Origin of the sequence: Mesorhizobium sp. M7A.F.Ca.US.002.01.1.1 (assembly GCF_004022955.1) — a bacterium.
GTDB classification, from domain to species: Bacteria; Pseudomonadota; Alphaproteobacteria; order Rhizobiales; family Rhizobiaceae; genus Mesorhizobium; species Mesorhizobium ciceri.
Genome location: NZ_RZQE01000024.1, coordinates 1 through 23,733, shown reverse-complemented (window position 1 = coordinate 23,733; position 23,733 = coordinate 1). Strand labels below are relative to the sequence as shown.

The 23,733-nt window shown below is 64.1% G+C and carries 20 protein-coding genes; 10 read left to right on the top strand and 10 right to left on the bottom strand.

Annotated features, from left to right (window positions below):
* The first annotated feature begins 197 nt into the window (after positions 1 to 197).
* From EN932_RS05115 to EN932_RS05095, 5 genes are all read left to right on the top strand, one after another.
* Positions 198 to 965 (top strand): SDR family oxidoreductase, encoded by a 768-nt coding sequence (locus EN932_RS05115; protein ID WP_063169668.1) that lies wholly within the window; start codon positions 198 to 200, stop codon positions 963 to 965.
* A complete protein-coding gene (locus EN932_RS05110; protein ID WP_127368652.1) occupies positions 962 to 1,915 on the top strand; it encodes a 2-dehydro-3-deoxygalactonokinase in 954 nt (317 codons plus the stop codon). The genes EN932_RS05115 and EN932_RS05110 overlap by 4 nt, the downstream gene beginning before the upstream one ends.
* Positions 1,912 to 2,553, top strand: a complete 642-nt coding sequence (locus EN932_RS05105; protein WP_013528597.1) for a 2-dehydro-3-deoxy-6-phosphogalactonate aldolase — start codon at positions 1,912 to 1,914, stop codon at positions 2,551 to 2,553. Before EN932_RS05110 ends, EN932_RS05105 begins: the two co-directional genes overlap by 4 nt.
* On the top strand, positions 2,550 to 3,431 hold the full coding sequence (locus EN932_RS05100) for an SMP-30/gluconolactonase/LRE family protein (RefSeq protein WP_024502161.1): 882 nt from the start codon (positions 2,550 to 2,552) through the stop codon (positions 3,429 to 3,431). Before EN932_RS05105 ends, EN932_RS05100 begins: the two co-directional genes overlap by 4 nt.
* Before the next feature lie 127 nt (positions 3,432 to 3,558).
* Positions 3,559 to 4,632 carry a D-alanine:D-lactate ligase-like protein gene (locus tag EN932_RS05095; RefSeq protein ID WP_127368653.1) on the top strand — a complete coding sequence of 358 codons (1,074 nt, stop codon included), beginning with the start codon at positions 3,559 to 3,561 and terminating at the stop codon, positions 4,630 to 4,632.
* Positions 4,633 to 4,675: 43 nt separating this feature from the next.
* Here the strand turns inward: EN932_RS05095 and EN932_RS05090 are convergent, their stop codons facing one another.
* The 9 genes from EN932_RS05090 to dnaK form a co-directional block, all read right to left on the bottom strand.
* The gene (locus tag EN932_RS05090; protein WP_013528594.1) at positions 4,676 to 5,086 is read right to left on the bottom strand and encodes a GFA family protein; all 411 of its coding nucleotides are present in this window, start codon (positions 5,084 to 5,086) and stop codon (positions 4,676 to 4,678) included.
* A gap of 41 nt (positions 5,087 to 5,127) precedes the next feature.
* Entirely contained in the window at positions 5,128 to 5,592 is a 465-nt protein-coding gene (locus EN932_RS05085; protein WP_013528593.1) for an SRPBCC family protein, read from the bottom strand.
* A complete protein-coding gene (locus tag EN932_RS05080) occupies positions 5,589 to 5,909 on the bottom strand; it encodes a helix-turn-helix domain-containing protein (protein WP_024502159.1) in 321 nt (106 codons plus the stop codon). Before EN932_RS05080 ends, EN932_RS05085 begins: the two co-directional genes overlap by 4 nt.
* A 245-nt stretch (positions 5,910 to 6,154) precedes the next feature.
* The gene (locus tag EN932_RS05075; protein ID WP_024502158.1) at positions 6,155 to 6,442 is read right to left on the bottom strand and encodes a DUF1330 domain-containing protein; all 288 of its coding nucleotides are present in this window, start codon (positions 6,440 to 6,442) and stop codon (positions 6,155 to 6,157) included.
* A 32-nt stretch (positions 6,443 to 6,474) separates the two neighbouring features.
* Entirely contained in the window at positions 6,475 to 7,173 is a 699-nt protein-coding gene (gene pyrF, locus EN932_RS05070; RefSeq protein WP_013528590.1) for an orotidine-5'-phosphate decarboxylase, read from the bottom strand.
* Positions 7,170 to 7,766, bottom strand: coding sequence for an NADPH-dependent FMN reductase (locus tag EN932_RS05065; protein WP_127368655.1), 597 nt, complete (start codon positions 7,764 to 7,766; stop codon positions 7,170 to 7,172). Before EN932_RS05065 ends, pyrF begins: the two co-directional genes overlap by 4 nt.
* Positions 7,767 to 7,927: 161 nt before the next feature.
* Positions 7,928 to 8,533, bottom strand: coding sequence for a phospholipid N-methyltransferase PmtA (gene pmtA / locus EN932_RS05060; RefSeq protein ID WP_027161171.1), 606 nt, complete (start codon positions 8,531 to 8,533; stop codon positions 7,928 to 7,930).
* Positions 8,534 to 8,700: 167 nt separating this feature from the next.
* The gene (gene dnaJ / locus EN932_RS05055) at positions 8,701 to 9,831 is read right to left on the bottom strand and encodes a molecular chaperone DnaJ (protein WP_013528587.1); all 1,131 of its coding nucleotides are present in this window, start codon (positions 9,829 to 9,831) and stop codon (positions 8,701 to 8,703) included.
* Positions 9,832 to 10,043: 212 nt separating this feature from the next.
* Positions 10,044 to 11,960 (bottom strand): molecular chaperone DnaK, encoded by a 1,917-nt coding sequence (gene dnaK, locus EN932_RS05050; protein WP_024502156.1) that lies wholly within the window; start codon positions 11,958 to 11,960, stop codon positions 10,044 to 10,046.
* A 213-nt stretch (positions 11,961 to 12,173) separates the two neighbouring features.
* Here dnaK and EN932_RS05045 point away from each other — a divergent pair, with 213 nt between their 5' ends.
* The 5 genes from EN932_RS05045 (at position 12,174) to EN932_RS05025 (ending at position 22,015) form a co-directional block, all read left to right on the top strand.
* Entirely contained in the window at positions 12,174 to 14,417 is a 2,244-nt protein-coding gene (locus EN932_RS05045) for a hypothetical protein (protein WP_032808071.1), read from the top strand.
* A gap of 10 nt (positions 14,418 to 14,427) precedes the next feature.
* Positions 14,428 to 18,273, top strand: coding sequence for a DUF11 domain-containing protein (locus tag EN932_RS05040; protein WP_127384710.1), 3,846 nt, complete (start codon positions 14,428 to 14,430; stop codon positions 18,271 to 18,273).
* 222 nt (positions 18,274 to 18,495) lie between these two features.
* A complete protein-coding gene (gene rpe / locus EN932_RS05035) occupies positions 18,496 to 19,173 on the top strand; it encodes a ribulose-phosphate 3-epimerase (protein ID WP_127384711.1) in 678 nt (225 codons plus the stop codon).
* Between the two features lie 409 nt (positions 19,174 to 19,582).
* Positions 19,583 to 20,323 (top strand): GntR family transcriptional regulator, encoded by a 741-nt coding sequence (locus EN932_RS05030; protein ID WP_013528582.1) that lies wholly within the window; start codon positions 19,583 to 19,585, stop codon positions 20,321 to 20,323.
* A 177-nt stretch (positions 20,324 to 20,500) separates the two neighbouring features.
* The gene (locus EN932_RS05025) at positions 20,501 to 22,015 is read left to right on the top strand and encodes a malonyl-CoA synthase (protein WP_127384712.1); all 1,515 of its coding nucleotides are present in this window, start codon (positions 20,501 to 20,503) and stop codon (positions 22,013 to 22,015) included.
* 27 nt (positions 22,016 to 22,042) lie between these two features.
* Here EN932_RS05025 and EN932_RS05020 read toward each other — a convergent pair.
* Positions 22,043 to 23,733, bottom strand: a 1,691-nt coding sequence (locus tag EN932_RS05020) for an ABC transporter ATP-binding protein/permease (RefSeq protein WP_164890431.1), incomplete at its 5' end; no start/stop codon positions are given.

The window sequence follows — 23,733 nt, the reverse complement described above, 5'->3', positions numbered from 1 at the left end:
TGTCTGACATAAGCCCTGAAATTCGGCGGTTCGCCCTTGCCCGCGCGCCTTGCGTGGCTAGGATGCGCGCCGATCACGCTACGGCGCCGCGCGTCTTTCAAGACGCGCAAAGGACGCTGTAGCATTTAACATTTGCGCATGATCCCTTTCCGAAAATCGATCCGATTTTCGGGGTCATGCGCTGGGAGACAACAACGATGATGCCATCGGCGCATTTTGCCGACCTCGAAGGAGCCTCGGTGCTGATCACCGGCGGCGGCTCCGGAATTGGCGCGGCACTGACCGAGGGTTTTGTGCGCCAGGGCGCCAATGTCGCCTTCATCGACATCGCCGACGGCCCAAGCACAGCTCTTGCCGACCGCATCGAGAAAGAATTCGGCCGCCGGCCGCTCTATCTCAAGACCGATTTGCGCGATGTCGAGGCCCTGCGGGCGTCCGCCGCGAAGGCTGCCGAGGCGCATGGCGATGTCACCGTGCTGGTCAACAATGCGGCCTGGGACGAACGCCACGCCGTCGAAGACGTGACGGTCGAGTTCTGGGACAACAACCAAGCCATTAATCTGAGGCCGCATTTCTTCACCGCGCAAGCGGTGGCGCCGGGCATGAAGCGGGCCGGCGGCGGCTCGATCATCAACTTCACCTCGACGTCCTATCTGATCAACCACCCCGACATGCCGTCCTACACGGCCGCCAAGGCCGGTATCCTCGGTCTGACCAAGGGGCTGGCCGGCAAGCTCGGTGTGGACGGCATCCGCGTCAACGCCATCGCGCCCGGCTGGGTGATCACCGAGCGGCAGAAGGAGCTCTGGGTGACCGAACAGGGGCTTGCCGCCCATGTCGCCAAGCAGTGCATAAAACAGGTGATGCAGCCCGACGACATCGTCGGCACGGTGCTGTTCCTGGCCTCGGACGCTTCGCGCATGCTGACGGCGCAGATGCTGATCGTCGATGGAGGTTTCCTGTGAGCCAAGCCGGCAACGCACCGGCGGTCGCCGCCGTCGACTGGGGCACGACCCGCATGCGGGTCTGGCTGATCGACGGGCAAGGCAAGATGCTTGCCGAACGCCGCGGCGATGACGGCCTGATCACCGCGCAGCAAAAGGGCTTTTCGACCATCCTCGAAGGGCATCTGGCGGCGATGGGAGCACCAGCGGCGCTGCCCGTCATCATCTGCGGCATGGCCGGGTCCCGCCAGGGCTGGCTGGAAGCGCCCTATGTCACCGTGCCGGCGCCGCTTACCGCCATCCTTGCGGGTGCCGCCAGCGTGCCCGGCCAAAGCCGCGACATCCGCATCGTTCCGGGCCTTGCCCAGCGGCTGACTGACGCGCCCGACGTCATGCGCGGCGAGGAAACCCAGCTTGCCGGCGCCGGCCTGCCGGCCAGGGGGCGCCAGCTGGTCTGCATGCCCGGCACCCATTCGAAATGGGTGCTGGTCGAGGACGGCGCCGTCACCGGCTTCGGCACCTGGCCGACCGGCGAGCTGTTTTCCGTGCTTGCCGCGCACTCGATCCTGCGCCACTCGCTCGGCGAGCACCCCAAGCCGGTCACATCGGACAATCCGTTCTTCCGCCGCTGGTGCGACACCGCATTGGGCGAAGGCGGCGATGTCACCTCGCGGCTGTTTTCGATCCGCGCCGCCGGCCTGCTGCAGGATCTGAAAGCCGACGATGCCGCCGCCTGCCTGTCCGGCCTTTTGATCGGCGGCGAGATCGCCTCCGCCAGCCGCCGGCATGGCGCCGGTGCCGAACCCGTGGTGCTGATTGCCTCCGGCGCGCTGGCCGCACTCTACCAGGCCGCACTTGGTCTTGCTGGGCTTGAGGTCCGGGCCGTCGACGCCGACGAGGCAGTGCGTGCCGGTCTCGTCGAGGCGGCGCGCGAGAACGGCATGATCGCCAGAATTGGAGTTGCCCGATGAGCCAGACCGCACCGTTTCCAAAACTCAAGCGCGGCCTGGTTGCCATCCTTCGCGGGCTCAAGCCCACCGAGGCGATGGCCATGGGCCAGGCGCTGTTCGACGCTGGCATCGAGGCGATCGAAGTGCCGCTCAACTCGCCGCAACCGTTCTCGTCGATCGCCCGCATCGTCCAAGTGCTGCCGAAAACGGCGCTGGTCGGCGCCGGCACGGTGCTGACGCCGGCCGATGTCGATGGCTTGCACCAGGCCGGAGGGCGGCTTCTGGTCAGTCCCAACATCGATGCCGAGGTGATGGCGCGCGCCATGCATTACGGCATGGTGACGATGCCCGGCGTGTTCACGCCGACCGAGGCTTTCCTGGCGATCAAGCTCGGCGCCTCGGCCCTGAAATTCTTCCCGGCGAGCGTGCTGGGTGCCGGCGGCATTTCAGCGATGCGCGCGGTGTTGCCGGCGCAGACATTGGTCGGTGCCGTCGGCGGTGTCTCCGAAAAAGATTTTGCCGGCTACAAGGCTGCCGGCGTGACCGCCTTTGGTCTGGGCTCCAGCCTGTTCAAGCCGGGCATGAGCGTCGACGAGGTGGCCGCGCGTGCGCAAGCTGCCGTCGCGGCCTGGGATGCGGTGTTCGGAGAAGCAGGATGAGCGAAGCGATCGTTTCGGTTTTTTCCGATCACGTCTGCCAGCTCGGCGAGGGGCCGAGCTACGATCCCGCCACCGATACGCTCTACTGGTTTGACATCGTCAACAGCCAGCTTCTGGAAAAGCGGCTGTCCGGCGGCGCGACCACCGTCCATGAGCTTGGCCAAATGGCGAGCGCCATCGCCGTCATCGACGACAAGCGCCAGCTGATCGCCGCCGAGACCGGCCTTTATGTCCGCGATGTCGCGACCGGCAAGCTGACGCTGCACACGCCTGTCGAGGCCGACAATCCGGTCACGCGCTCCAACGATTCCCGCGTCCATCCCTGCGGCGCCCTGTGGATGGGCACCATGGGCAAGGGCGAGGAAAAAGGCGCGGGTTCGATCTACTGGTTTTTCAAGGGCGAACTGCGCCAGCTGTTTTCGGACATCACCGTCTCCAATTCGATCTGTTTTACCGAGGATGGCGCGATCGCTTACTACACCGACACCTCGACCGGGCTGCTGATGCGCGTCGCCTGCGACCCGGCGACCGGTCTGCCTGCCGGTGAGCCCAAGCTGTTCGTCGACCACCGCTCGGCCAAGGGCTATGTCGACGGGTCGGTGCTCGACCGCGACGGCATCCTGTGGAACGCCGTCTGGGGCGGCAGCGTCATCGAAGCCTACGGACCCGACGGCAAGCTCGTCCGCACGGTCGCCATGCCGGTGACGCAGCCATCCTGCCCAGCCTTCGTCGGCGCCAAGGCCGACCGGCTGGCGGTCACCTCCGCCTGGTCGGGCAAGGATGAGAAGCAGCGTCTGCTGGATCTGCAGGGCGGCATGACCTTTCTGCTCGATATTCCCGTCAACGGCCGCTTCGAGCCGCGCGTGCTGATCGCCTGATCGAACTGGATTCTACGGTCGGACGGTGCGTTGTCACGCCACCGCCCGCACCGTGTCGGTTTCGCGAGAGCCTGACGTCTCGACCATGCGATGGTAGGTGATCGTACCGCCGGGGATCGTTCATCTCATGCCAAGCCGTAAGCCGAAACTGATACTCGTCCATGAGCCGGAAAAGGCTTGTTTCGACCGTCTGGTCGCCGACGGCCATGCGCCGCAGCGCGCAACCGAAATCGCGTCCTATCTGGCGCAGTCGACCGATCTCGCTCCTGAATTCGACGTGCTTGGCCGTGCCTGCCAGGCACGCGGCCTGTCGTTCACGCCGGTGGCGCTCGACGACGCTGCCAGCGTGCTCGCCGGCGAGCATCCCAGCACAACGCTGGTCTGGACGCTGACCGACGGCATCGCCTATTTCCGCGGCGGCGCGGCGCCCGCTTTGGCGCGACTGGGCGGTTTCAAGACAATCGGCGCCGACGATGCGCTGTTCGCGCTCTGCCAGGACAAGTTCCGCTCCGGCGCCGTGCTCGGCGCGCTCGGCCTGCCGGTGCCACAGGCTGGGCTCGCGCGTGACGGCCAATGGCTGGTCGAGCCGCCGGCCTCGCCCGCCGGCTGGTTCGTCAAGCCCAACCGGCTCGGCGCCAAGATCGGCATCTGGCCGGAGTCGCGCTGCGGCGATCTCGCCCACGCTTTGGAGCTCAGCCGGCGCGTCTTTTCGGCCTATCGCGACGATGTCGTCGTCCAGCCCTACGTCGCCGGCCGCAACGTGCGCGCCAGTTTCCTTAGCCTGATGCCGGGCGCGGGAGTCGAAGTGCTTGGCGTGGCCTTTGTCGATTCAGGCGCCGATTTCCAGACCATGGCCGACAGCCTGGCGCTCTACGGCGACACTGGCGAGGCAGCGAAAGCGGCGGGACATTACGCCGAGCCGGAGCTCGTCGCGGTCGCCGACAGCCAGCCGGCCGCCGACGCCAGGATTCGTGCGATCGCCGGGCGGCTGATGAGCGGGCTCGGCCTGCGCGACGTGTTTTCCATCGATCTCAGGGTCGAGGCCGACGACACCGTCCACCTCATCGAGTTCGAGGTCTGCCCCGGCCTGCCCTGCTTCGATTTCCGCGCCTATTGCCGCCAGCAATGGGGCCTCGAGCTTGCCGATGCCATAGCCGAGACAGCGGCGAGCCGGCTGATCGGCCAAGAGCATCGCGCCTGAAGGCGCTACGGCAGATCGCGGGCCGACCGGCGGACGCGTTTCACTACGGCATTCGCTCGACCGCCTGCAAGGCGGGATCCATCTTGTCCCAGGCATGGCCGTGGCTCGTGTAAGTCACCATCTGTGGGCTGAACTGTTCCGGATCGTCGAGGCTGGCCGCATGGACCGCTATGAATTCCGGCATGGCGACGGATATCAGAAAGACCGGCGTTCCGCAGGTTGGACAGAAGGTGTGGATTTTTTCATTGCCGCTGGCGCCCGCCACGCGCCAGGTGCTCACCTCCCCGGTAATGGCCATATCGGCACGCTGGCCGAAGGTCAGGTAGGATCCGTGGCCGGTGCCTGAGCGCTTCTGGCAATCGCTGCATTGGCAGTGGTTCTGGAAGATCGGCTCGTCATTGGTCTCGTAACGGATCGCGCCGCATGCGCAGCCGCCGGTATAGCGCTTGGTCATTGTCATTCTCCACGGGTCTGATTCTGCTCGAGGCCGCAACATCAGGCCGATTTCGGCTTGGCGAAAATATCGATGCCGCTGCCGGTTTCGAGGAAGGATTTCAGGCTGGACAGCACCGCCGGCCAACCCTGGCTGACGCCCTTCGCCATGCCGCTGCCGGCCTCGAGCTCGTCATGGCTGACGGTCAGCCGCACCATGGTGTCGTATTCCTCGATGGCGAACGTCACGCGGCTGGTTTTTGACGGATCGTCCGCCTGCGAAGCGTTCGCCCAGGTGATGACGAGGCGGGTCGGCGGCGAAATCTCGACGACCTTGCCGACGAGTTCGACAGTCCGTTCGTCATTGGCGCGGATGTGCTCCCATTTCGAGCCCGGCGTCCATTCGGAGACGTTCTCGTGGCCCCAGTAGCGCTTTGCGATCTCGGGCTTGATTATCGCCTCGAACACCTTCTGCGGCGTCGAGCGGATATAGGTCACGTAGACAAAGCTGGTCGTTTCCCTGGTCATTGGTCTTCTCCTTCGAGTTCCTGCTTCAGGTCGTGCAGCAGGCTGAGCCGCTGCCGTTCGAATTTCCGTACCCAGCGCTCGTAGACTTCGTGCAGCGGCACGGGATTGATGAAATGTAGTTTTTCGCGGCCGCGCTTGACCGTGCTCACCAGGTTGGCCGCCTCCAGCAGGTCGAGGTGCTGGGTGGCGGATTGCCTGGCCATGTCCAGATGATCGCAAAGCTGACTGAGCGTCTGCCCGTTCTGCTCGCACAGAAGGTCAAGCAGCCTTCTGCGTGTCGGGTCGCCCAGCGCTTTGAAAACCTTGTCGGCGTCCATCTGCCTCACTCTGTTGTAAGGCATAATATGCAGGTAAATACCTGCATGTCAACCGGCAATCCGACCGGCGTTGAATGAGCGCTCGTCGGCACGGCTCCGCACCTGGCAACTGCGCCAGGCAGATCACCGTGAAATCGCGGAGCAAAGATATGTAAAATGAGCCTGCGGGGCTTCAAACGCCGCCAGGCTCTATCCGATTTTGAGCACGTCTCCGGCTAAAACCGGAACTATGCTTGCAGGGGACCTCAGGCGCCCTCGACCAGGACGATCTCGCCGTCGGCGACCTTCTGGCGGATGGCGGCGGCGCGCTGGTATTCCGGCGAATGGTAGCAATCATGCGCGGCGGCCAGCGATTCGAACTCGATGATGACATTGCGTGCGCGGCCGGGGCCTTCGGCCTTTTCATGCTCGCCGCCGCGCGCCAGGAACTTCGCGCCGAAGCGCTCGAAGGCAGGTTTGGCGGCGGAGACATAGTCCTTGTAGCCTTCCGCGTCGCGCACATCGACACGAGCGATCCAATATCCTTTGGGCATTTTCTTGGTCTCCGAACTTGTTCCTGGAAATCTCAGGCCGAGCGCATCTCGTCGAGGATGGCTTCGGCCGCTTCCCGTTTGTTGGCCGCAGCAATGATCGGACGGCCGACGACGAGGTGGCTGGCGCCGTTGCGAATCGCCTGGCCTGGCGTCACCACGCGCTTCTGGTCGCCATGGTCGCTGCCCGCCGGCCGGATGCCGGGCGTCACCACCGCCATGTCGGGTCCCACGATCCGGCGCACCGCCTCGGCCTCCGCGGCCGAGCAGACGATGCCGCCCATGCCGGCATGCAGCGCCTGTTCCGAGCGCCTAAGCACCAGCGTATGCGGATCGTACTCATAGCCGACGTCGATCATGTCCTGCTCGTCCATCGAGGTCAGAACGCTAACGGCAAGCAGGCAAAGGTCGCTGCCTCTGGCCGCCTCTACGGCGGCCTGCATGGCCTTGGGATAGGCGTGGATGGTCAGCATGGTCACGCCCATCTTGACGATGTTCTCGACACCCTTGGCCACCGTGTGGTCGATGTCGAGCAGCTTCATGTCTAGGAAGACGTTGGTGCCGCCGCTGGCCAGCTCCCTGGCGAAGTCGAGCCCGCCGGCGAAGGCAAGCTGGTAGCCGATCTTGTAGAAGGAGACGATGCCGTCGAGTTCGCGCACTGCCTGCTCGGCTTGCTTCACTGTCGGCACGTCGAGGCCGACGATGAGCCGGTCGCGCATGCTATTGGCGATCATGCCTCGATCCGGGTGGACAGCAGGCGCGAGGTCTCGATCAGCGTGCGGCATAAGTGCTCCATCGATTTGTGCAGTCTTTCGTCACGGAAATTTCCATCCTCGTCGAAGGCGTCACCGCCGTCGGGCACCGAGCATTCCGGCGTCACCACCTCCATCTGGCAACGCACCAGCACCGCGCGCAGATGGTTGATGCAGCGGATACCGGCAAAGTGCCCGTTGGAGGACGAGCAGAGGCCAACGACCTTGCCGGCCAGCGGCCTGACTGGCCGGCCACCATCCCTGCGCACCCGGCTCACCCAGTCGATCGTGTTCTTGAGCAGCGGCGGAATGGAGCCGTTATATTCGGGTGTGGCGATCAGCAGCCCGTCATGGGCGATGATCAGACGGCCGAGTTTCTGGGCGTTTTCGGGAACGCCTTTTTCCTTTTCCAGATCCTCGTCCATGATCGGCAGGGGGTAGTCGGCGAGCGAGATGCGGGTCACCTCGGCACCTTGCATGGCGAGTTCCTTTTGCGCCACGTCGGCGGCCCTGCCGCTATAGGCGCCGCTGCGCACCGAGCCGGCGAAGACGAGGATTTTCGGGATCACTGCCATTGGCCACCCTTGTTCCCGGACAGGTACAGCCAAGGACGGCTCAAATCAACGGCTGGATAGGGGAATAGGGCAGTAGGGGAATATGGGAGTAGAAAATAGCCTGGAAATGGAACCCTTCATCCCTACTCCCTTACTCCCCTATTGCCCTATTCCCTTCTCACTTAGTGCGCCTCGCGGCGATAGATCCACAGCTGCGTCGGCGGAATGTTGCGGAGGATGAAATCGAAATGCTTGACCGTGTAGTCACCGCGGCCGGCCGGGATCGGCGACATCGGTCCGTAGGTCAGCTGCACGATCGGCCGTCCGGCCGGGATGCGGTCGAGCAGGCTCTCGATATAGGCGATGCGCTGGGCGACCGGAAAGTTGAGCAGCGGCACGCCCGAAACGACGGAATCGAAGATCATCCCGCTCTTGTCGCCAAGCGTGGCGTTGAGGTTGAAGGCGTCGCCCTCGATGACGTTGACGCCGGGATAGAGCCGCCGCAGGTGACGAACGAAATCCGTGGAATATTCGACAGCGTAGAGGTTTTCGGGGCGTACGCCCTGGGCGAGGATGGCGCGGGTGATGACGCCGGTACCGGGACCGACCTCGAGCACTGGCAGGCCGGATTTAGGATTGACGATCGAGGCCATCTTGCGCGCGGTGATCGAACTGGTCGGCACGATCGAGCCAACCGTCTTCGGCTTGTCGATCCAGCCCTTGAAGAATTTGAGTTCGTCGTCGAACTTTTCGACAAGCGCCTTCCGCAGTCCAGGGCCACGTGTCATGCAAGCTCTCCTCAGCGCTCCCCGCAAAGTTACTTAGCACCTGAGCGGTGCTAGGCAAGGCGCGGCCGGACGCATGTCGTGGATAAGATAATTTTCGTCGCGTCTCAAGGGGCGACGCGATTCAAGGATTTACGCGTGGCAAATCGGCTTACGCGGGCCAAAGTGCATCAACGCTCGCCGAAAGACTCGAAGAAATCCTTCATACGGGCGAAAAAGCCGCTCGATTGAGGCGAATTGTCCTGCGAGGAGAGCTGTTCGAACTCCTCCAGAAGTTCGCGCTGGCGCCGGGTCAGGTTCTGCGGCGTCTCGACCGCGGTCTGGATGTAGAGGTCGCCGACATTGGGCTGGCGCAGCACAGGCATGCCCTTGCCCTTGAGGCGGAACTGGCGCCCGTTCTGTGTGCCTTCGGTCACCTTGACCTTGGTCTGCGTGCCGTCCAGCGTCGTCACCTCGAAGGAGCCGCCAAGGGCTGCCGTCGTCATCGAGATCGGCACCTTGCAATAGAGATCGGCGCCGTCGCGTTGGAAGAACTCGTGCGGTTTGACCGCCAGGAAAATATAGAGGTCGCCCGAGGGCCCGCCGCGCAGGCCGGCTTCGCCCTCATTGGCAAGGCGGATGCGGGTGCCGTCCTCGATGCCGGCCGGGATGTTGACCGACAGCGAACGCTCCTCGGTGACGCGGCCCTGGCCGGCGCATTTCGGGCACGGATCCTTGATCGTCTGGCCGCGCCCCTGGCATTGCGGGCAGGTCCGCTCGATCGAGAAGAAGCCTTGCGTGGCGCGCACCTTGCCGTGGCCGTTGCACATCGAGCAGGTGACGGGCTGGGTGCCGGGCTTAGCGCCGCTGCCCGAACATTCAGAGCACGAGATCGACGCCGGCACCCGGATCTGTGCGGTCTTGCCGGCAAAAGCCTCTTCCAGGGTGATTTCCATGTTGTAGCGCAGGTCGGCGCCGCGCTCGCGGCCGCCCGACGAGCGGCGCTGGCGCCCGCCCATCATGTCGCCGAAAATGTCCTCGAAAATGTCGGCGAAGCCGCCGGCGCCAAAGCCTTGGGCCCCGCCATTCATGCCGCCCTGTTCGAAGGCGGCGTGACCGAAGCGGTCATAGGCCGCGCGCTTCTGCGGGTCTTTCAGCGTCTCGTAGGCTTCGTTGATTTCCTTGAACTTGTGCTCGCAGGAATGGTCGCCGGGGTTGCGATCGGGATGGAATTGCATGGCGAGCTTGCGGAAAGCGCTCTTGAGCTCCTTCTCATCGGCGCCTTTTTGCACGCCCAGCGTCTCGTAGAAATCAGCTTTCATTTTTTCCCGCTGTCCGGATGCTCAACGTCTTGAAGCATTGTTGCGTCTCTTGCCGGCACTGACGCTTCGATTTAGGTGCGATGGAAGGGGGATGCCAGTGTCGACGCGGCTTTGCCTGCATTTTTTCAGCAAGGCCCGCTGTTTTTCTGCAAGGGGTTGCAAAAAAGCCCGGCCTTCGCCGGGCTTTTCGCTTTATCTTGCCGTCAAACGGTTCAGGCCGACTTCTTCTTGTCGTCGTCTTCGTCGATTTCCTCGAAATCGGCGTCGACAACGTCACTGTCCTTGGCGGCGTCCGCCTTGGCGTCGGCTTCCGCCGCTTCCTTCTGCGAAGCCTCGTACATGGCTTGGCCAAGCTTCATAGAAGCCTCGGCCAGCGCCTGGCTCTTGGCTTCGATGTCGGCCGCGTCGTCGCCTTCGGTCGCGGTCTTCAGCGCCGCGATCGCGTCGGAGATCGCCGTGCGCTCGCCTTCCGAAACCTTGTCGCCATATTCCTTCAGCGACTTCTCCGAGGAATGCAGCAGCGCTTCGGCCTGGTTGCGGGCCTCGACCAGCGCACGCCGCTTCTTGTCGGTCTCGGCATTGGCCTCGGCGTCCTTGACCATCTTCTCGATGTCGGCGTCCGAAAGACCACCCGATGCCTGGATGCGGATCTGGTGCTCCTTGCCGGTGCCCTTGTCCTTGGCCGAAACGTTGACGATGCCGTTGGCGTCGATGTCGAAGGTGACCTCGATCTGCGGTACGCCGCGCGGCGCCGGCGGAATGCCGACCAGGTCGAACTGGCCGAGCGCCTTGTTGTCGGCGGCCATTTCGCGCTCACCCTGGAAGACCCGGATGGTCACTGCCGACTGTGAGTCCTCGGCCGTCGAGAACACCTGGCTCTTCTTGGTCGGGATCGTCGTGTTGCGTTCGATCAGGCGGGTGAACACGCCACCCAGCGTCTCGATGCCGAGCGACAGCGGCGTCACGTCGAGCAACAGCACGTCCTTGACGTCGCCCTGCAGCACGCCGGCCTGGATGGCGGCGCCGAGAGCGACGACCTCATCCGGATTGACGCCCTTGTGCGGCTCCTTGCCGAAGAACTGCTTCACGATTTCCTGGATCTTGGGCATGCGGGTCATGCCGCCGACCAGGACGACTTCGTCGATCTCGCCCGCCTTCAGGCCGGCATCCTTCAATGCCGCCTTGCAAGGGGCAATCGTGCGCTGGACGAGGTCGTCGACCAGCTGCTCGAACTTGGCGCGCGTCAGCTTCAGCGTCAGGTGCTTCGGCCCGGTCGCGTCGGCGGTGATGAAGGGCAGGTTGATTTCGGTCTGGGTGGTCGACGACAGCTCGATCTTGGCCTTTTCAGCCGCCTCCTTGAGGCGCTGCAGGGCAAGCTTGTCGTTCTTCAGGTCGATGCCCTGTTCCTTCTTGAACTCGGCCGCCAGGTATTCGACCAGGCGCATGTCGAAATCCTCGCCGCCGAGGAAGGTGTCGCCATTGGTCGACTTGACCTCGAACACGCCATCGCCGATTTCGAGCACCGAAATGTCGAACGTGCCGCCGCCAAGGTCATAGACGGCAATGGTCTTGCCTTCCTTCTTGTCGAGGCCATAGGCAAGCGCTGCCGCGGTCGGCTCGTTGATGATGCGCAGCACTTCAAGGCCGGCGATCTTGCCGGCATCCTTGGTCGCCTGGCGCTGGGCGTCGTTGAAATAGGCCGGAACGGTGATGACCGCCTTCTCGACCTTTTCGCCGAGATAGGCTTCCGCCGTCTCCTTCATCTTCTGCAGGATCATGGCCGAAATCTGCGAGGGCGACTGCTTCCTGCCGCCAGCTTCGACCCAGGCATCGCCATTGTCGCCCTTGACGATCTTGTAGGGGACAAGCTTCTTGTCCTTCTCCGTCACCGGATCGTCATAGCGGCGGCCGATCAGGCGCTTGACCGCGAAGATGGTGTTTTCAGGATTGGTGACCGCCTGGCGCTTGGCCGGCTGGCCGACCAGACGTTCGTCGTCGCCCGAGATGGCGACGATGGAAGGCGTCGTGCGCGCGCCTTCCGCATTCTCGATTACCTTGGGCTCCTTGCCATCCATGATGGCGATGCAGGAGTTGGTGGTGCCGAGATCGATACCGATTACTTTTGCCATTTCTCTAGTCTCTCCGCTAAGCAGGCTCTCAGGACCCGTACAGGCGTTCCGACGAAAGCCCCTGTTCACAAGAAATCCCGTTCCGGCAACCGGCACTCCGGCGCCGAACGGCTTGGCGCGTATATAAGAACAGGCGGCATCGCGCGCAAGCATTCTGCGCAGGCCTTCCATGAACCTTTCCATCTCCGCCCGCGACTGATCTCCAGGTGCCGCATGGTGCGGCCCGGAAAGGAAGCCCCCATGACCAATAACCCAGAGGCTCTGCGGTCTCCGGGAACAACAGGAGCTCGGCGCGACCACCGCCTTCGGGACGGGGTCGATGCGCTGGGCTTTCCGCTGATTCCGTTGACCCTGCGTAAGACCAGGCGTATCGTCGTCTTGAGGAAAGCAGACAATTCGATCAGGGAAGAACGAGCCGGACCGCCGCGCCTTGCCCTGATTTGCGCGGCCAGCCCCGACGTTCTCCCGTCGACTACGGGGGGTAGTGTCATGTCTCGCATCCGCGGCTCGTTCGTGTCGTCTCTTGATGGCGGCTTGCGCCGTGCTGTGCATCCAGGCGGGTTGCTGGCGCTGGCACTCGGCCTGTGGCTGGGCGCCGCGCAGGCGCAGGAAACCCGGATCATCTATCCCGGCTCGATGGCGGTGACCGGATTCTCCGGCACCATCATTCCCAATTTCGACCCCCCTGATTCCGAAAAAGAGGGCCTGCCGCCCGGCGTCGATCCGGTCGACGAAACCTTCATCGACCCCACGCGCGCCACCTTGCGCGTGTTCGACGTTTCGCATCTGGGCGGCCCAGCCTCCGGCCAGCTGGTCAACACGCCGCCGCCCTTCGAGGTGACGGCGGAGCAGATCGGCCAAGTGTTCGGCGTCACCTATGATGACGGCGTGCGCGACGGCGTTCCATCGGGCATTCCCAATCTCTATGCCGGCGCCACCTCGCTGCACGGCATCCGTATCGTCACCCCGGATGCCGACGATGACGGCCGCCCCGAGAGGCAGCGCCGCGGCGCTGCCGGTGCCACCTTCATGGATGGCCAGTTCGGCACCGAAAACGGTGGTGGGCCGGGCACCGTCTGGAAGATCGACGGCATCACCGGCCAGGTCTCCAAATTCGCCGACATCGACACCAACAGCGGTCCCGGCATCGGCAATCTCACTTTCGACGCCACTCACCGCGAGTTCTTTGCGTCCGATCTCGACACCGGCCTGATCCATCGCATCGACGCCGAAGGCAGACTGATCGACAGCTTCGATCACGGCGTTGCCGGCCGGCCCACGCATGGGCTCGCTCCCGTCGCCGACGATGGTTCGGTGATGGACATACAAGGTGCCGCCTTCGATAGCGAAGACCCCGACAGCTGGGGCTACACGCAGGACGAGCGCCGCGTCTGGGGTGTCTCCTACCATGGCGGCCGGCTCTACTATTCGGTCGGCGAAAAGTCGGAAATCTGGTCGGTGGGCATCGCTCGCGACGGCAGTTTTGCCGGTGACCCGCGCTGGGAACTGACGGTCAGGGCCGACAAGGACTACGCCGTCACCGACATCGCCTTCGACAATAGCGGCTTCATGTACCTCGCCCAGCGCGGTCCGGTCGAGAACCGTTACGATTACAGCCAGTTCGCCGATTCCGGTAAAGGCGAGGTCATCCGCTATTTCCGGGAGAACCCGGACGATCCGGAAACGGAATCGGTCTGGGTCGAAGTGCCGCAGGAATATGCGGTCGGCTTCCCCCAAGGCAACCGGCAGTCGGCCGGCGGTCTTGATCTGCAATATGGCTATGATGCCGACGGCAATCTCGACAGCTCCGTCTGCACGCAGACGCTGGTCAACACGGGCGACAAGCTGCGCGACAATCCTTCACTCGCCGAACAGCTCGCAGCCGGCGGGCCGCTGGCCGTACACGGTGTGCAGATCACGCCGAAAGAGCTGGTCAAGCCGGCCAATGTGCCGCCCTTCGGCTCATGGTTCGTCGACTTCGACGGTTATTTCGAAGACCCGGAGGTCGAGGGCCATGTCGGCGATGTTGCCGTCTGGCACCCTTGCGAGGGCCGCGCCGGCTATTACGAGGAAATCCCGGGCGGCTACCTGCCCCCCTTCTACCCGCCGGATTTCCCACCACCCGGCAACCTGCCTCCATGTCTCGACGTCGACGACGTCCAGTATTACTGCACGCCTTCCGGCCTCGAGGCCGATCTCTATCTCCATGACCATGCCGGCTTCGGCGGCGATTCGATCAAGGTCCAGTCCAGGACGCCAGGCGTCGGGGTGACATCATCCCAGTCGCATGCGCCCGGCAAGCCTTACACGATCGACATCACCGGCCACTATCCGGGCGACACAGTCGATGTCGGGCTCTGCTTCTACAGGAAGTCCGACAAGGACAAGGGTGGCTATTACCCTTGCTGCAAGATGACTTTGCCGCTCAGAACCCCAGCCGCCAGCTGCGAACGTTGAGGAGGGGAAGATGAAAAATCTCGCACTCTCCCCGCTCGCAACGAACGTCCAAACAACCGTCATGGAGACGATCATGAAACCCCTGTCATACGCCAGGCGCGGCGCGCGCTGGCTGATGGCGGCCGGTATCGCGGTCGCCATGTTCACCCCGGTGCAAGGCTTTGCAGAAGACGCTGCCTCGATCACCCCGGAGCTGAAGCTCGATCTCGACAGTTCGCGCGTCGTCACTCCGAGGCCTGACCAGGTGGTGCCTTTCTTCACCAAGACAGGCGTTCAAAGAGGCTGCGATTACGTCGTCTACTCGCTGAGCTTCGGCTTGCGCGGCGATCCGCAGGGCCTTGCCGACCCGAGCCTCGAGGCCAGGCTGAAGAAGGTCAGGATCGACTTCAAGGACCAGCTTCCGCACGGCCTTGCGATCATCAACGTCAACGTGTCCGGCGACGGCACGGATTCGTCCGGCGGACCACTGCCGGGTGCAACGATCAGCACTTCGGCAAATCCGAACGATACTGCCACGGTTTCCGATTTCCGCATCTCCACGTCCGATGTCGACGGCGTCGGCGCTGCCAACGAGCGTGTGATCAACTTCGCGATCACGGCCAAGATCGATCGTGCGGCATTTCCCGCGCCGACGATCGTCGACAACCAGGGCATGATCAAGGTGACGGCCGGACCGGGCACCGGGACCATCATCCCATCGCAGGATCCGAGCAAGCCCGACGACGGTGACTTCAAGACCGGCGTGAAGACCTCGATCAAGATCGACGTCACCAAGTGCAATCCGCCACCGCCACCTCCCGGCAAGGAATGCTTCAAGGTGGAACGCGGTACGGTCGACTGCGTGCCCGGCGGCGGCGCCTTCATCTATCACATGCCGGTCGGCCCGGAGATGGGCGGCAAGTGGGTGCAGGTGTCGACGAGCACGCCCGGCATCAACATCATCCCCGATACCCAATTGGTGCCGGCGGGCGGCGGTGTGCTCAACTGGAAGATCGTCGGTGCCTCGCCCGGCGACGTCATCCACCTCATCGTCACCGGCATCGAAACCTATGCCGGTCCGAAGGAAGGCTGGGGCCTGTGCTGCACGCAGACGATCGACATCGTCATCCCGCGTGACCAGAGGTGCCCGCCCAGGGACAAGGAGCCGGACCTCAAGGTCGAGAAACGCGCCGACGTGACGCGTTGCACGATGGGCGGCGGCTGCGACTTCACCATCAGGGTCACCAATGTCGGCACCGGAGCCTACCACGGCAAGATCGTGCTCGACGAGGTGACGCTGCCGGCCGGCTCGACGCTCGATTCAGGGCCAAATCCACCTTGGGTCTGCGTACCCGGAACCACCCCGATGACCTGCACCTATCCGGTGACCACGCTCAATCCGGGGGCCTCCGTCGACCTCAAGCTCGGCTTCAAGCCGGCCGGAGGCTGGCAAGGCGGTGCTTTACGCAACTGCGCCACCTACAATTATGGCGCCAGCGGCAAGCCGCTGTTCGGCAGCCAGTCGAACGATCGCGGCTGTGCCTCGATCCCGATCTGCCGGCGCGGCGACCGTGACCGCGACTGCCGGCCGCCGGTGGAGAAGAAGGTCGACCTGATCCTGAAGAAGCGTGCCCGCGTCCCGGTCTGCTCGGCCGACGGCATCTGCACCTTCGTGATCGACATCATCAACAACGGCACATCGACCTATAACGGACCGCTGACGGTGATCGACAGCTATCCGGGCGGCGCGCCGTCCTCCTCGACCTTCGGGCCGAGCCCGCCCTGGACATGCGGACCGAACGGCCCCGGCCAGTTCCGTTGCGACAATGCCGGCATCTCGCTGCCTGCGGGCGCCTCGACGCCGATCGTCGTGAAGGCGGTCATGCCGGCCGGCTACCAGTCGGACACTGTCGAGAATTGCGCTGAGGTGAAGCCCATCCCCGGTGAAAACGACCTCACCAACAACAAGGCCTGCGCCAAGGAACGCTTCCGTCATCCCAATGGCGGCAAGCCGACCCTGCGCATCACCAAGGTGTGCAACGGCTCGCTCGCCGGTGCCGCGGTCGTCTCTTGCCGCATCACTGTCATCAGCCTTGGCACCGCTGCCCCCAACGGTCCGGTGCGGGTCAACGATGCCGCCACGCTGGTGGCCGGCGGCGCGCCCGTCCAGATCCAGACCGTCACCCCCGACGGCGCGGAATGGGCGTGCGGACCGGTTCCGGCCAATGCGCTGTCGTGCCAGATTCCCGGTGCCGTCATGACACCTGGAACCAGCCGCCACTTCGACGTGACGGTCTCGGCGAATGGCGCGTTCGAAAACTGCGCGCGCGGCTCCTATGGGCCTGCGCCGGGCGACGACGTCGTCTATCCCTTTGGCCAGGCCTGCGCCAAGGGCGGCGGTTCTTCGACCATCCGTGTCGAAAAGACCGGCGACCGCGAATGCAGGCTCGGCCAACCCTGCTCGTTCGAGATCACCATCACCAATGAAGGAGCGACCGCCTTCTCCGGGCCGGTCCGCATCGGCGATGCGATCGGCGTGGAGGGTCTCGGCAGGCTGGAAGGCGTTGAGATCACCTCGATCGATCCGCCCTTCGGCTGCTCGCCGGAACCGGCAACCTTGCCTGCGTCCTGCATTGCCAACCTGACGCTCGGCGCCGGCGAAAGCCGGGTGCACCATGTCACCGTGGTCATTCCCGACGACGGCCGCCTGGCCAATCTGCAGGGCAATGTCAGCGGCCAGAACTGCGTCGGCGTGCTGTCTCCCGACACACGGGTGCAGGGCGGTGGCGACGTGCTTGGCGGCGATCAGACCAATGTGCAGGGCGATCACGGCAAGGCCTATGCCTGCCATCCCTTCACCATTAGCCAGGAGACGAGGAAGGAATGCTCGCAAGGCTTCGTCATGAACGATGCCGGCCGCTGCGTTTGCCCCGAAGGCACCACCTACCGCAACGGCCAGTGCTCGCCGGGCGGTGGTATCGTGCCGAAGCCGGAACAGCCGAAACGCTGTGTGCTGCTCGAGGGCCAGATCCGCACCGAGGACGGACGCTGCGTCTGCCCACGCGGAACCGGGCTCGAGAACGGCAGGTGCGTCAGGACCGACAAGCCCGAGCAGTGCACTATCCGTGGCCAGGTCCACAATGCGGATGGCGATTGTGTTTGCCCCAGGGGAACCGAGATCAGGGGCAATGCCTGCCGCCCGATCCAGCCAAAGCCGGAGCAGTGCACGATCCGTGGCCAGGTCCACGATGCCGATGGAGACTGTGTCTGCCCGCGAGGGACCGAGGTGCGCAATGGCGCCTGCCGTCCGATCCGGCCGAAGCCTGAGCAGTGCATCATCCGTGGCCAGGTCCACGACGCGGACGGAGACTGCGTCTGCCCGCAAGGCAACGAGGTCAGAAACGGCGCCTGCCGCCCGATCCGGCCAAGGCCTGACCAGTGCACCATCCGTGGCCAGGTCCACGACGCCGACGGCAATTGTGTCTGCCCGAGGGGTACCGAGGTGCGGGGCAATGCCTGCCGGCGCAAGCAGCCGACGCAGGAGCAGTGCGACATACGCGGCCAGGTCCACAACAAGCGCGGCGAATGTGTCTGCCCGCGCGGCACCGAGGTGATCAACGGCGCATGCCGCAGGCAGGAGGTGGAATGCGCACCGGGCTCGCAGATGATCGATGGCCAGTGCCAGCCGATCATCAGGAGGCGCTGCCCGGAAGGCACGATCGGGCGCTACCCGAACTGCCGGGCGGTCCGCGGACAACCGTCGCTGGAGCTGAACCCCGGCCTGCTGCTGCAGCAGGTGCTGCCACGGCGCAGGCCGCAAGTCGAACAGCGGCAGGACCAGGTTCCAGACAGAATCCTGAAGCTCCAGCAGCAATAACCACCTGCTCGACACGAGACCAGAAACCCCGCCGGAGCAATCCGGCGGGGTTTTCTTCGCAGCTGTGGGGACAAGCGGGAATTGGCCGCAGCATGATCGCGGATAACGGCACGCGTCCCAGCCTGCGCGTCGACCGCGCCTGCACCCTCGACAAGTCGGCTGCGGCGCATTAGGCAGTCGATAGGGTGGCCAACGAGAAGGACACTCGGAAAGGCCGCATCCATGAGCAGAAAGACCCTGATTGCACCATCGGTGCTGGCATCGGATTTTTCCAAACTCGGCGATGAGGTCGAAGCGGTAGCGGCAGCCGGCGCCGACTGGATACATCTCGATGTTATGGACGGGCATTTCGTGCCCAACATCACCTTTGGCCCGCCAGTGATCAAGGCGATCCGCAACCGCACCAAGGCCTTCTTCGACTGCCATCTGATGATTGCCCCGGCCGACCCCTATCTGGCCGCTTTCGCCGAGGCCGGCTGCGACGGTTTGACCGTCCATGCCGAGGCCGGCCCGCATCTTGACCGCTCGCTGCAGACCATCAGGAACCTTGGCAAAAAGGCCGGTGTGTCGCTCAATCCGGCGACGCCGGAAAGCGTGGTCGAATACGTGCTCGACCGGCTCGACCTGATCCTGATCATGACCGTCAATCCGGGCTTCGGCGGCCAGGCCTTCATCCCAGCGATCGTCGACAAGGTGAAGCGGGTCAAGGCCCTCGTCGGAGGCCGGCCGATCCGAATCGAGATCGACGGCGGTGTTTCAGCCGAAACCGCGCCGCTGGTCACCGCTGCCGGCGCCGATGTGCTGGTGGCGGGCGCCGCCATCTTCAAAGGCGGCAGCGTCGAGGCTTATCGGCAGAACATCCAGGCAATCAGGACGGCAGCCGATAAGGCAGCCGGTTGACCAGCAGTGTTCCCGCGTCAGCCCTGCATGCCGGCTAAAGGTTCTGGTGCCGGGCGGGTTTGTGAAGCTTTTGGGGCAACGGCATCGGATGTGAGCGATTGCCTGATTCGGTTTTCAGCTCCGTCGTCTATGCCCAAAGCAGACAGTTGATCTCGCGCGAATACAAAAGAACAAAAAGAACAGATTCTCCTGCGTGCATACAAAACATGTTAAGTGCCCGCAGGTTGTGAAAAAGCGCGGAATTACAGCACTGAACTCCGAAATGCCGCATATTCCTTTGTGCTAAAGTACAATAACGTGATCTTCTGCTTGAGCAGGCGAATCTTCGCGCTGTATGGTACAAGTACGAGAAGGCGAATGCTTTCGGACTCGAATCGCCCGGGACAAGTCCTGGGGACAAGGAGTCGCTTTGACATACGGAGCTGCCAATCTGAACGACGACGCTGCCGGACCGAAGAGCACGCTTGCCACTACGGTCTATCAGCAATTGCGGGACGATCTTCTCGGCGGTGTCCTTGAAGCCGAGAGCAAGCTGCGGGTCGAGTGGGTGGTCTCCAAATATGGAGCCGGCGCCTCGCCTGTCCGCGAAGCCCTCAATCGCCTCGCCTCGGAAGGGCTTCTCGGCCGGCACGACCAGCGCGGCTTCTTCATCATGCCGGTCAGCGCCTCGGAACTCGAGGAGCTGACGCGCACCCGCTGCTGGCTCGAGGAGCGAGCGCTTCGCGAATCCATCACCCACCGCACCGCCGAATGGGAAGAACAGCTCGTGCTGGCGCTGCATCGCCTGGGACGCGCGTCACGCCTGGCACCGCAGAATCTCTTCTCGCTCAATCCCGATTGGGAGAGGCTGCATCGCATCTTCCACAGGGTGCTGATTTCGGCCTGCCGGTCGCAATGGCTGGTGGGGTTTTGCGACCAGCTCTCCGATCACGCCTATCGCTACCGGCAAATGGCCAATGATGGCGAAGGCGTCCAGCGCGACGATTTCGGCGAGCATCGTCTGATCGCCGAATATGCCCTGGACGGCAATGCCGACGGTGCCGTCGAGGCCCTGCTCAACCACTACCGGTTGACTGCGGCCATGTGCATGAAGCGCTTCGAGCAGGACGAGGAAACGAAAGAAATCGCCGGCAAACGCGCTCGGCGATAGCAGTCGTTTCCTGGCGGGTCTCTTGTGCTCGTTTCTTGCACGCAACCTGCGTCGGCGCGGCCGGCGTGAACCGCTGTCGGCGGGCTTGACGGCGCGGCCAAGAACCGCGAACTCTCGCCGCCGAGGCATGCCGCGACAGGCGCATGCTCAGCGCCGCAGCACCCCAGGGAAGCCTTCATGAGCAATCATCTGTTCGATGCGTTCCGGTTCCGGATGCCGGCGCCAGCGCGCTTGCTGATGGAAACCGATGATGGCCGCTCGATCACCTATGGCGATATGCTGGCCCGCTCGGCGCAGCTTGCGCATGCGCTCCTGCAACTGGATGTCGAGCCCGGTGACCGCGTTGCCGTGCAGGTCGAGAAGAGCCCGGAAGCGGTCATGCTCTATCTCGCCTGCCTGCGCGCCGGCGCCGTCTTCCTGCCGCTCAACACCGCCTACACGCTGGCTGAGCTGGAGTATTTCTTCGGCGACGCGGAACCACGCCTAGTCGTCTGCGATCCGGCAAGAGCGGCCGACATCGGCGCGCTGGCGGAAAAGACGGGCGCCGTCACCGTCACGCTCGGCCGCGATGGCCGGGGATCGCTGACCGAGCAGGCCTCGCGGCTGCCGACGGATTTTCATGACGTGGCGCGCGGGTCGGATGACCTCGCGGCAATCCTCTACACGTCGGGAACCACCGGCCGTTCGAAAGGCGCCATGCTCAGCCACGAGAACCTTGCTTCGAACGCGCGCGTGCTGGTCGAGCACTGGCGTTTCACCGGAGACGACGTGCTGATCCACGCATTGCCGATCTTCCACACGCACGGCCTGTTCGTCGCCACCAACGTCGTCCTGATGGCCGGCGCCTCGATGCTGTTCGAGCAGAAGTTCGATCCGGCCCGCATCGTCTCGCTGCTGCCGCGTGCCACGGCCTTGATGGGGGTGCCGACCTTCTACGTGCGCCTGCTGCAGCATGAGGGGCTGGACCATGAGGCGGCGAAAAACATCCGTGTGTTCATTTCCGGGTCGGCGCCGCTGCTGGCCGAGACGCACAAGGCCTGGCGCGAGCGCACCGGCCACGCGATCCTCGAACGCTACGGCATGACCGAGACCAACATGAACACCTCGAACCCCTATGAGGGCGAGCGGCGCGCCGGCACCGTCGGTTTCCCCTTGCCCGGCGTCACGCTTCGCATCGCCGATCCAGACAGTGGCGCAGCGCTTGCGCAGGGCGAGGTCGGCATGATCGAGGTGAAGGGCCCAAATGTTTTCGGCGGCTATTGGCGCATGCCGGAGAAGACCAAGGCGGAATTCCGCGCCGACGGTTTTTTCATCACCGGCGATCTCGGCATGACCGACGCCGACGGCTACGTCCACATCGTCGGTCGCGGCAAGGACCTGATCATATCGGGCGGTTACAACATCTACCCGAAGGAGCTCGAAAGCGAGATCGATGCGCTCGACGGGGTTAGCGAAAGCGCCGTCATCGGCGTTGCCCATCCGGATTTCGGCGAAGGCGTCACCGCCGTCGTCGTGCGGGCGCCGTCATCGCGGATCACCGGTGCCGAAATTCTCGGCGCGATCGCCGGACGGGTGGCGAAATACAAGCATCCGAAGCGCGTGATCTTCGTCGATGAACTGCCGCGCAACACCATGGGCAAGGTACAGAAGAACCTGCTGCGCGACACCTACAAGGACATATACGCATCATAGTTGCGCGGAGCCCGGGGCAGCGGCGCCTTACTCCTTGCGCGCCCTTTCGACCCGACTGCCGGAGCCCCACAAGGCGCGCTTCAGCAGGTTGCGCTTGCGCGGCACGAGGTTGATGTCGCTGACAAGCTTGGCGCCGCCCTCGCGCCGTTCGAGGGTGATCTTGCGGCTGTGGAAGGCTTCCAGCTCGGCACGGTGCGCCACGCTGATGATGGTGACATCGGGCAATTCGCGGATCACCGTCGCCATCATGGCGTCCTGGCTCTTCTCGTCGAGCGCCGAGGTTGCTTCATCCAGCACGACGATATCGGGGCGGTGCAGCAGCAGGCGCGCGAAAGCGAGACGCTGCTTTTCGCCGCCCGACAGCGTCTGGTCCCATGGCGCTTCTTCCTTGATCCTTTCGGCAAGATAGGCCAAGCCGACCTTGTCCAGGGCGGCCTTGATCTGTTTGATCGTCCACTTGTCCGCGGCCGCGGGATAGGCGACCGCGCGGCGAAGCGTGCCCGAGGGAATGTAGGGGCGTTGCGGCAGCATGAACAGTCGCCTGTCGGCATGAAAATTGACGCTGCCGCCGCCCCACGGCCACAGGCCGGCAACGGCCCGCACCAGCGTCGACTTGCCGGAACCGGATTCGCCAGCCACCAGCACACGCTCGCCCGGTTCGATCGCAACCTCGGTTTCCTTGACCACGGAGGTGCCGTCGTCGAGCGTGACGGAGAGATCGTCGAGGCTGAGCATCGCACCGTCTTCGGTTTCGCCGTGCTGGATGCGTCCGAGCGCGTCGCTCTGCTCCGCACGCTCGAGCCCGTCGAGCGACATCATCAGCGAGGCGATGCGCCGCGCCGAGGCGTTCCAGTCGGCAAGACGCGGGTAGTTGTCGACCAGCCATCCGAACGCGCCCTGCACGATGGCGAAGGCGGAGGCAGCCTGCATCACCTGTCCGAGCGACATCGAGCCTTCGAGGAATTTCGGCGCGCAGAGCAGGACCGGCACGACCGGCGCAAACAGGCTCGACCCCTGCGACACCAGCGCCGTGCGCATGTGCTGGCCCGTCAGCAGCGCCCATTGCCTGAGCACATGACCGAAATTCCTGTCGATGCCGCTGCGCTCCTCCTCCTCGCCGCCAAGCAATGCGATGCTCTCGCCGTTTTCGCGCACCCGCGTCAGCGTGTAGCGGAATTCGGCTTCCGCCTGGTTCTTCTGCTCGGAGAGGCGGACGAAATGCCGGCCGATGACCACCATCGACGTGGAGGTGATGGCGGCATAGATGACCGCGGTGATGACGAGGAAGCCGGGAATGGTCAGGTTTTCGCCACCGATCGGCAAAGTGAGCGCGCCGCCGATCGTCCACAGCACCACGATGAAGGTCGAGGCCGACAGGAACGCATTGAGGACGCCCGAGATGAAATCGACGGGTGACTCGGTGGCGATCCGCAGATCCTCCGTGAGGCGGGCTTCGGGGTTCGAGTGGTCGCCGGCGACGAGATTCAACTGGTAGTAGCGGCCATTGGCAAGCCAGCGTGCGATGACGGCGGTGGTCAGCCAGGAACGCCAGCGGCGCTGGATCGTCATGCGCAGATAGACCTGCGCGACCACAAGGCCCGCGCTTCCAGCGACGAGCGGCAGGAATATGGCGCTAAGCACATAGACGGTGTGGGCGTTGCGTTGCTCGATGGCGTCGAAGAAGGAGCGGTTCCAGACGTTGATCCCGTATTGAAAGC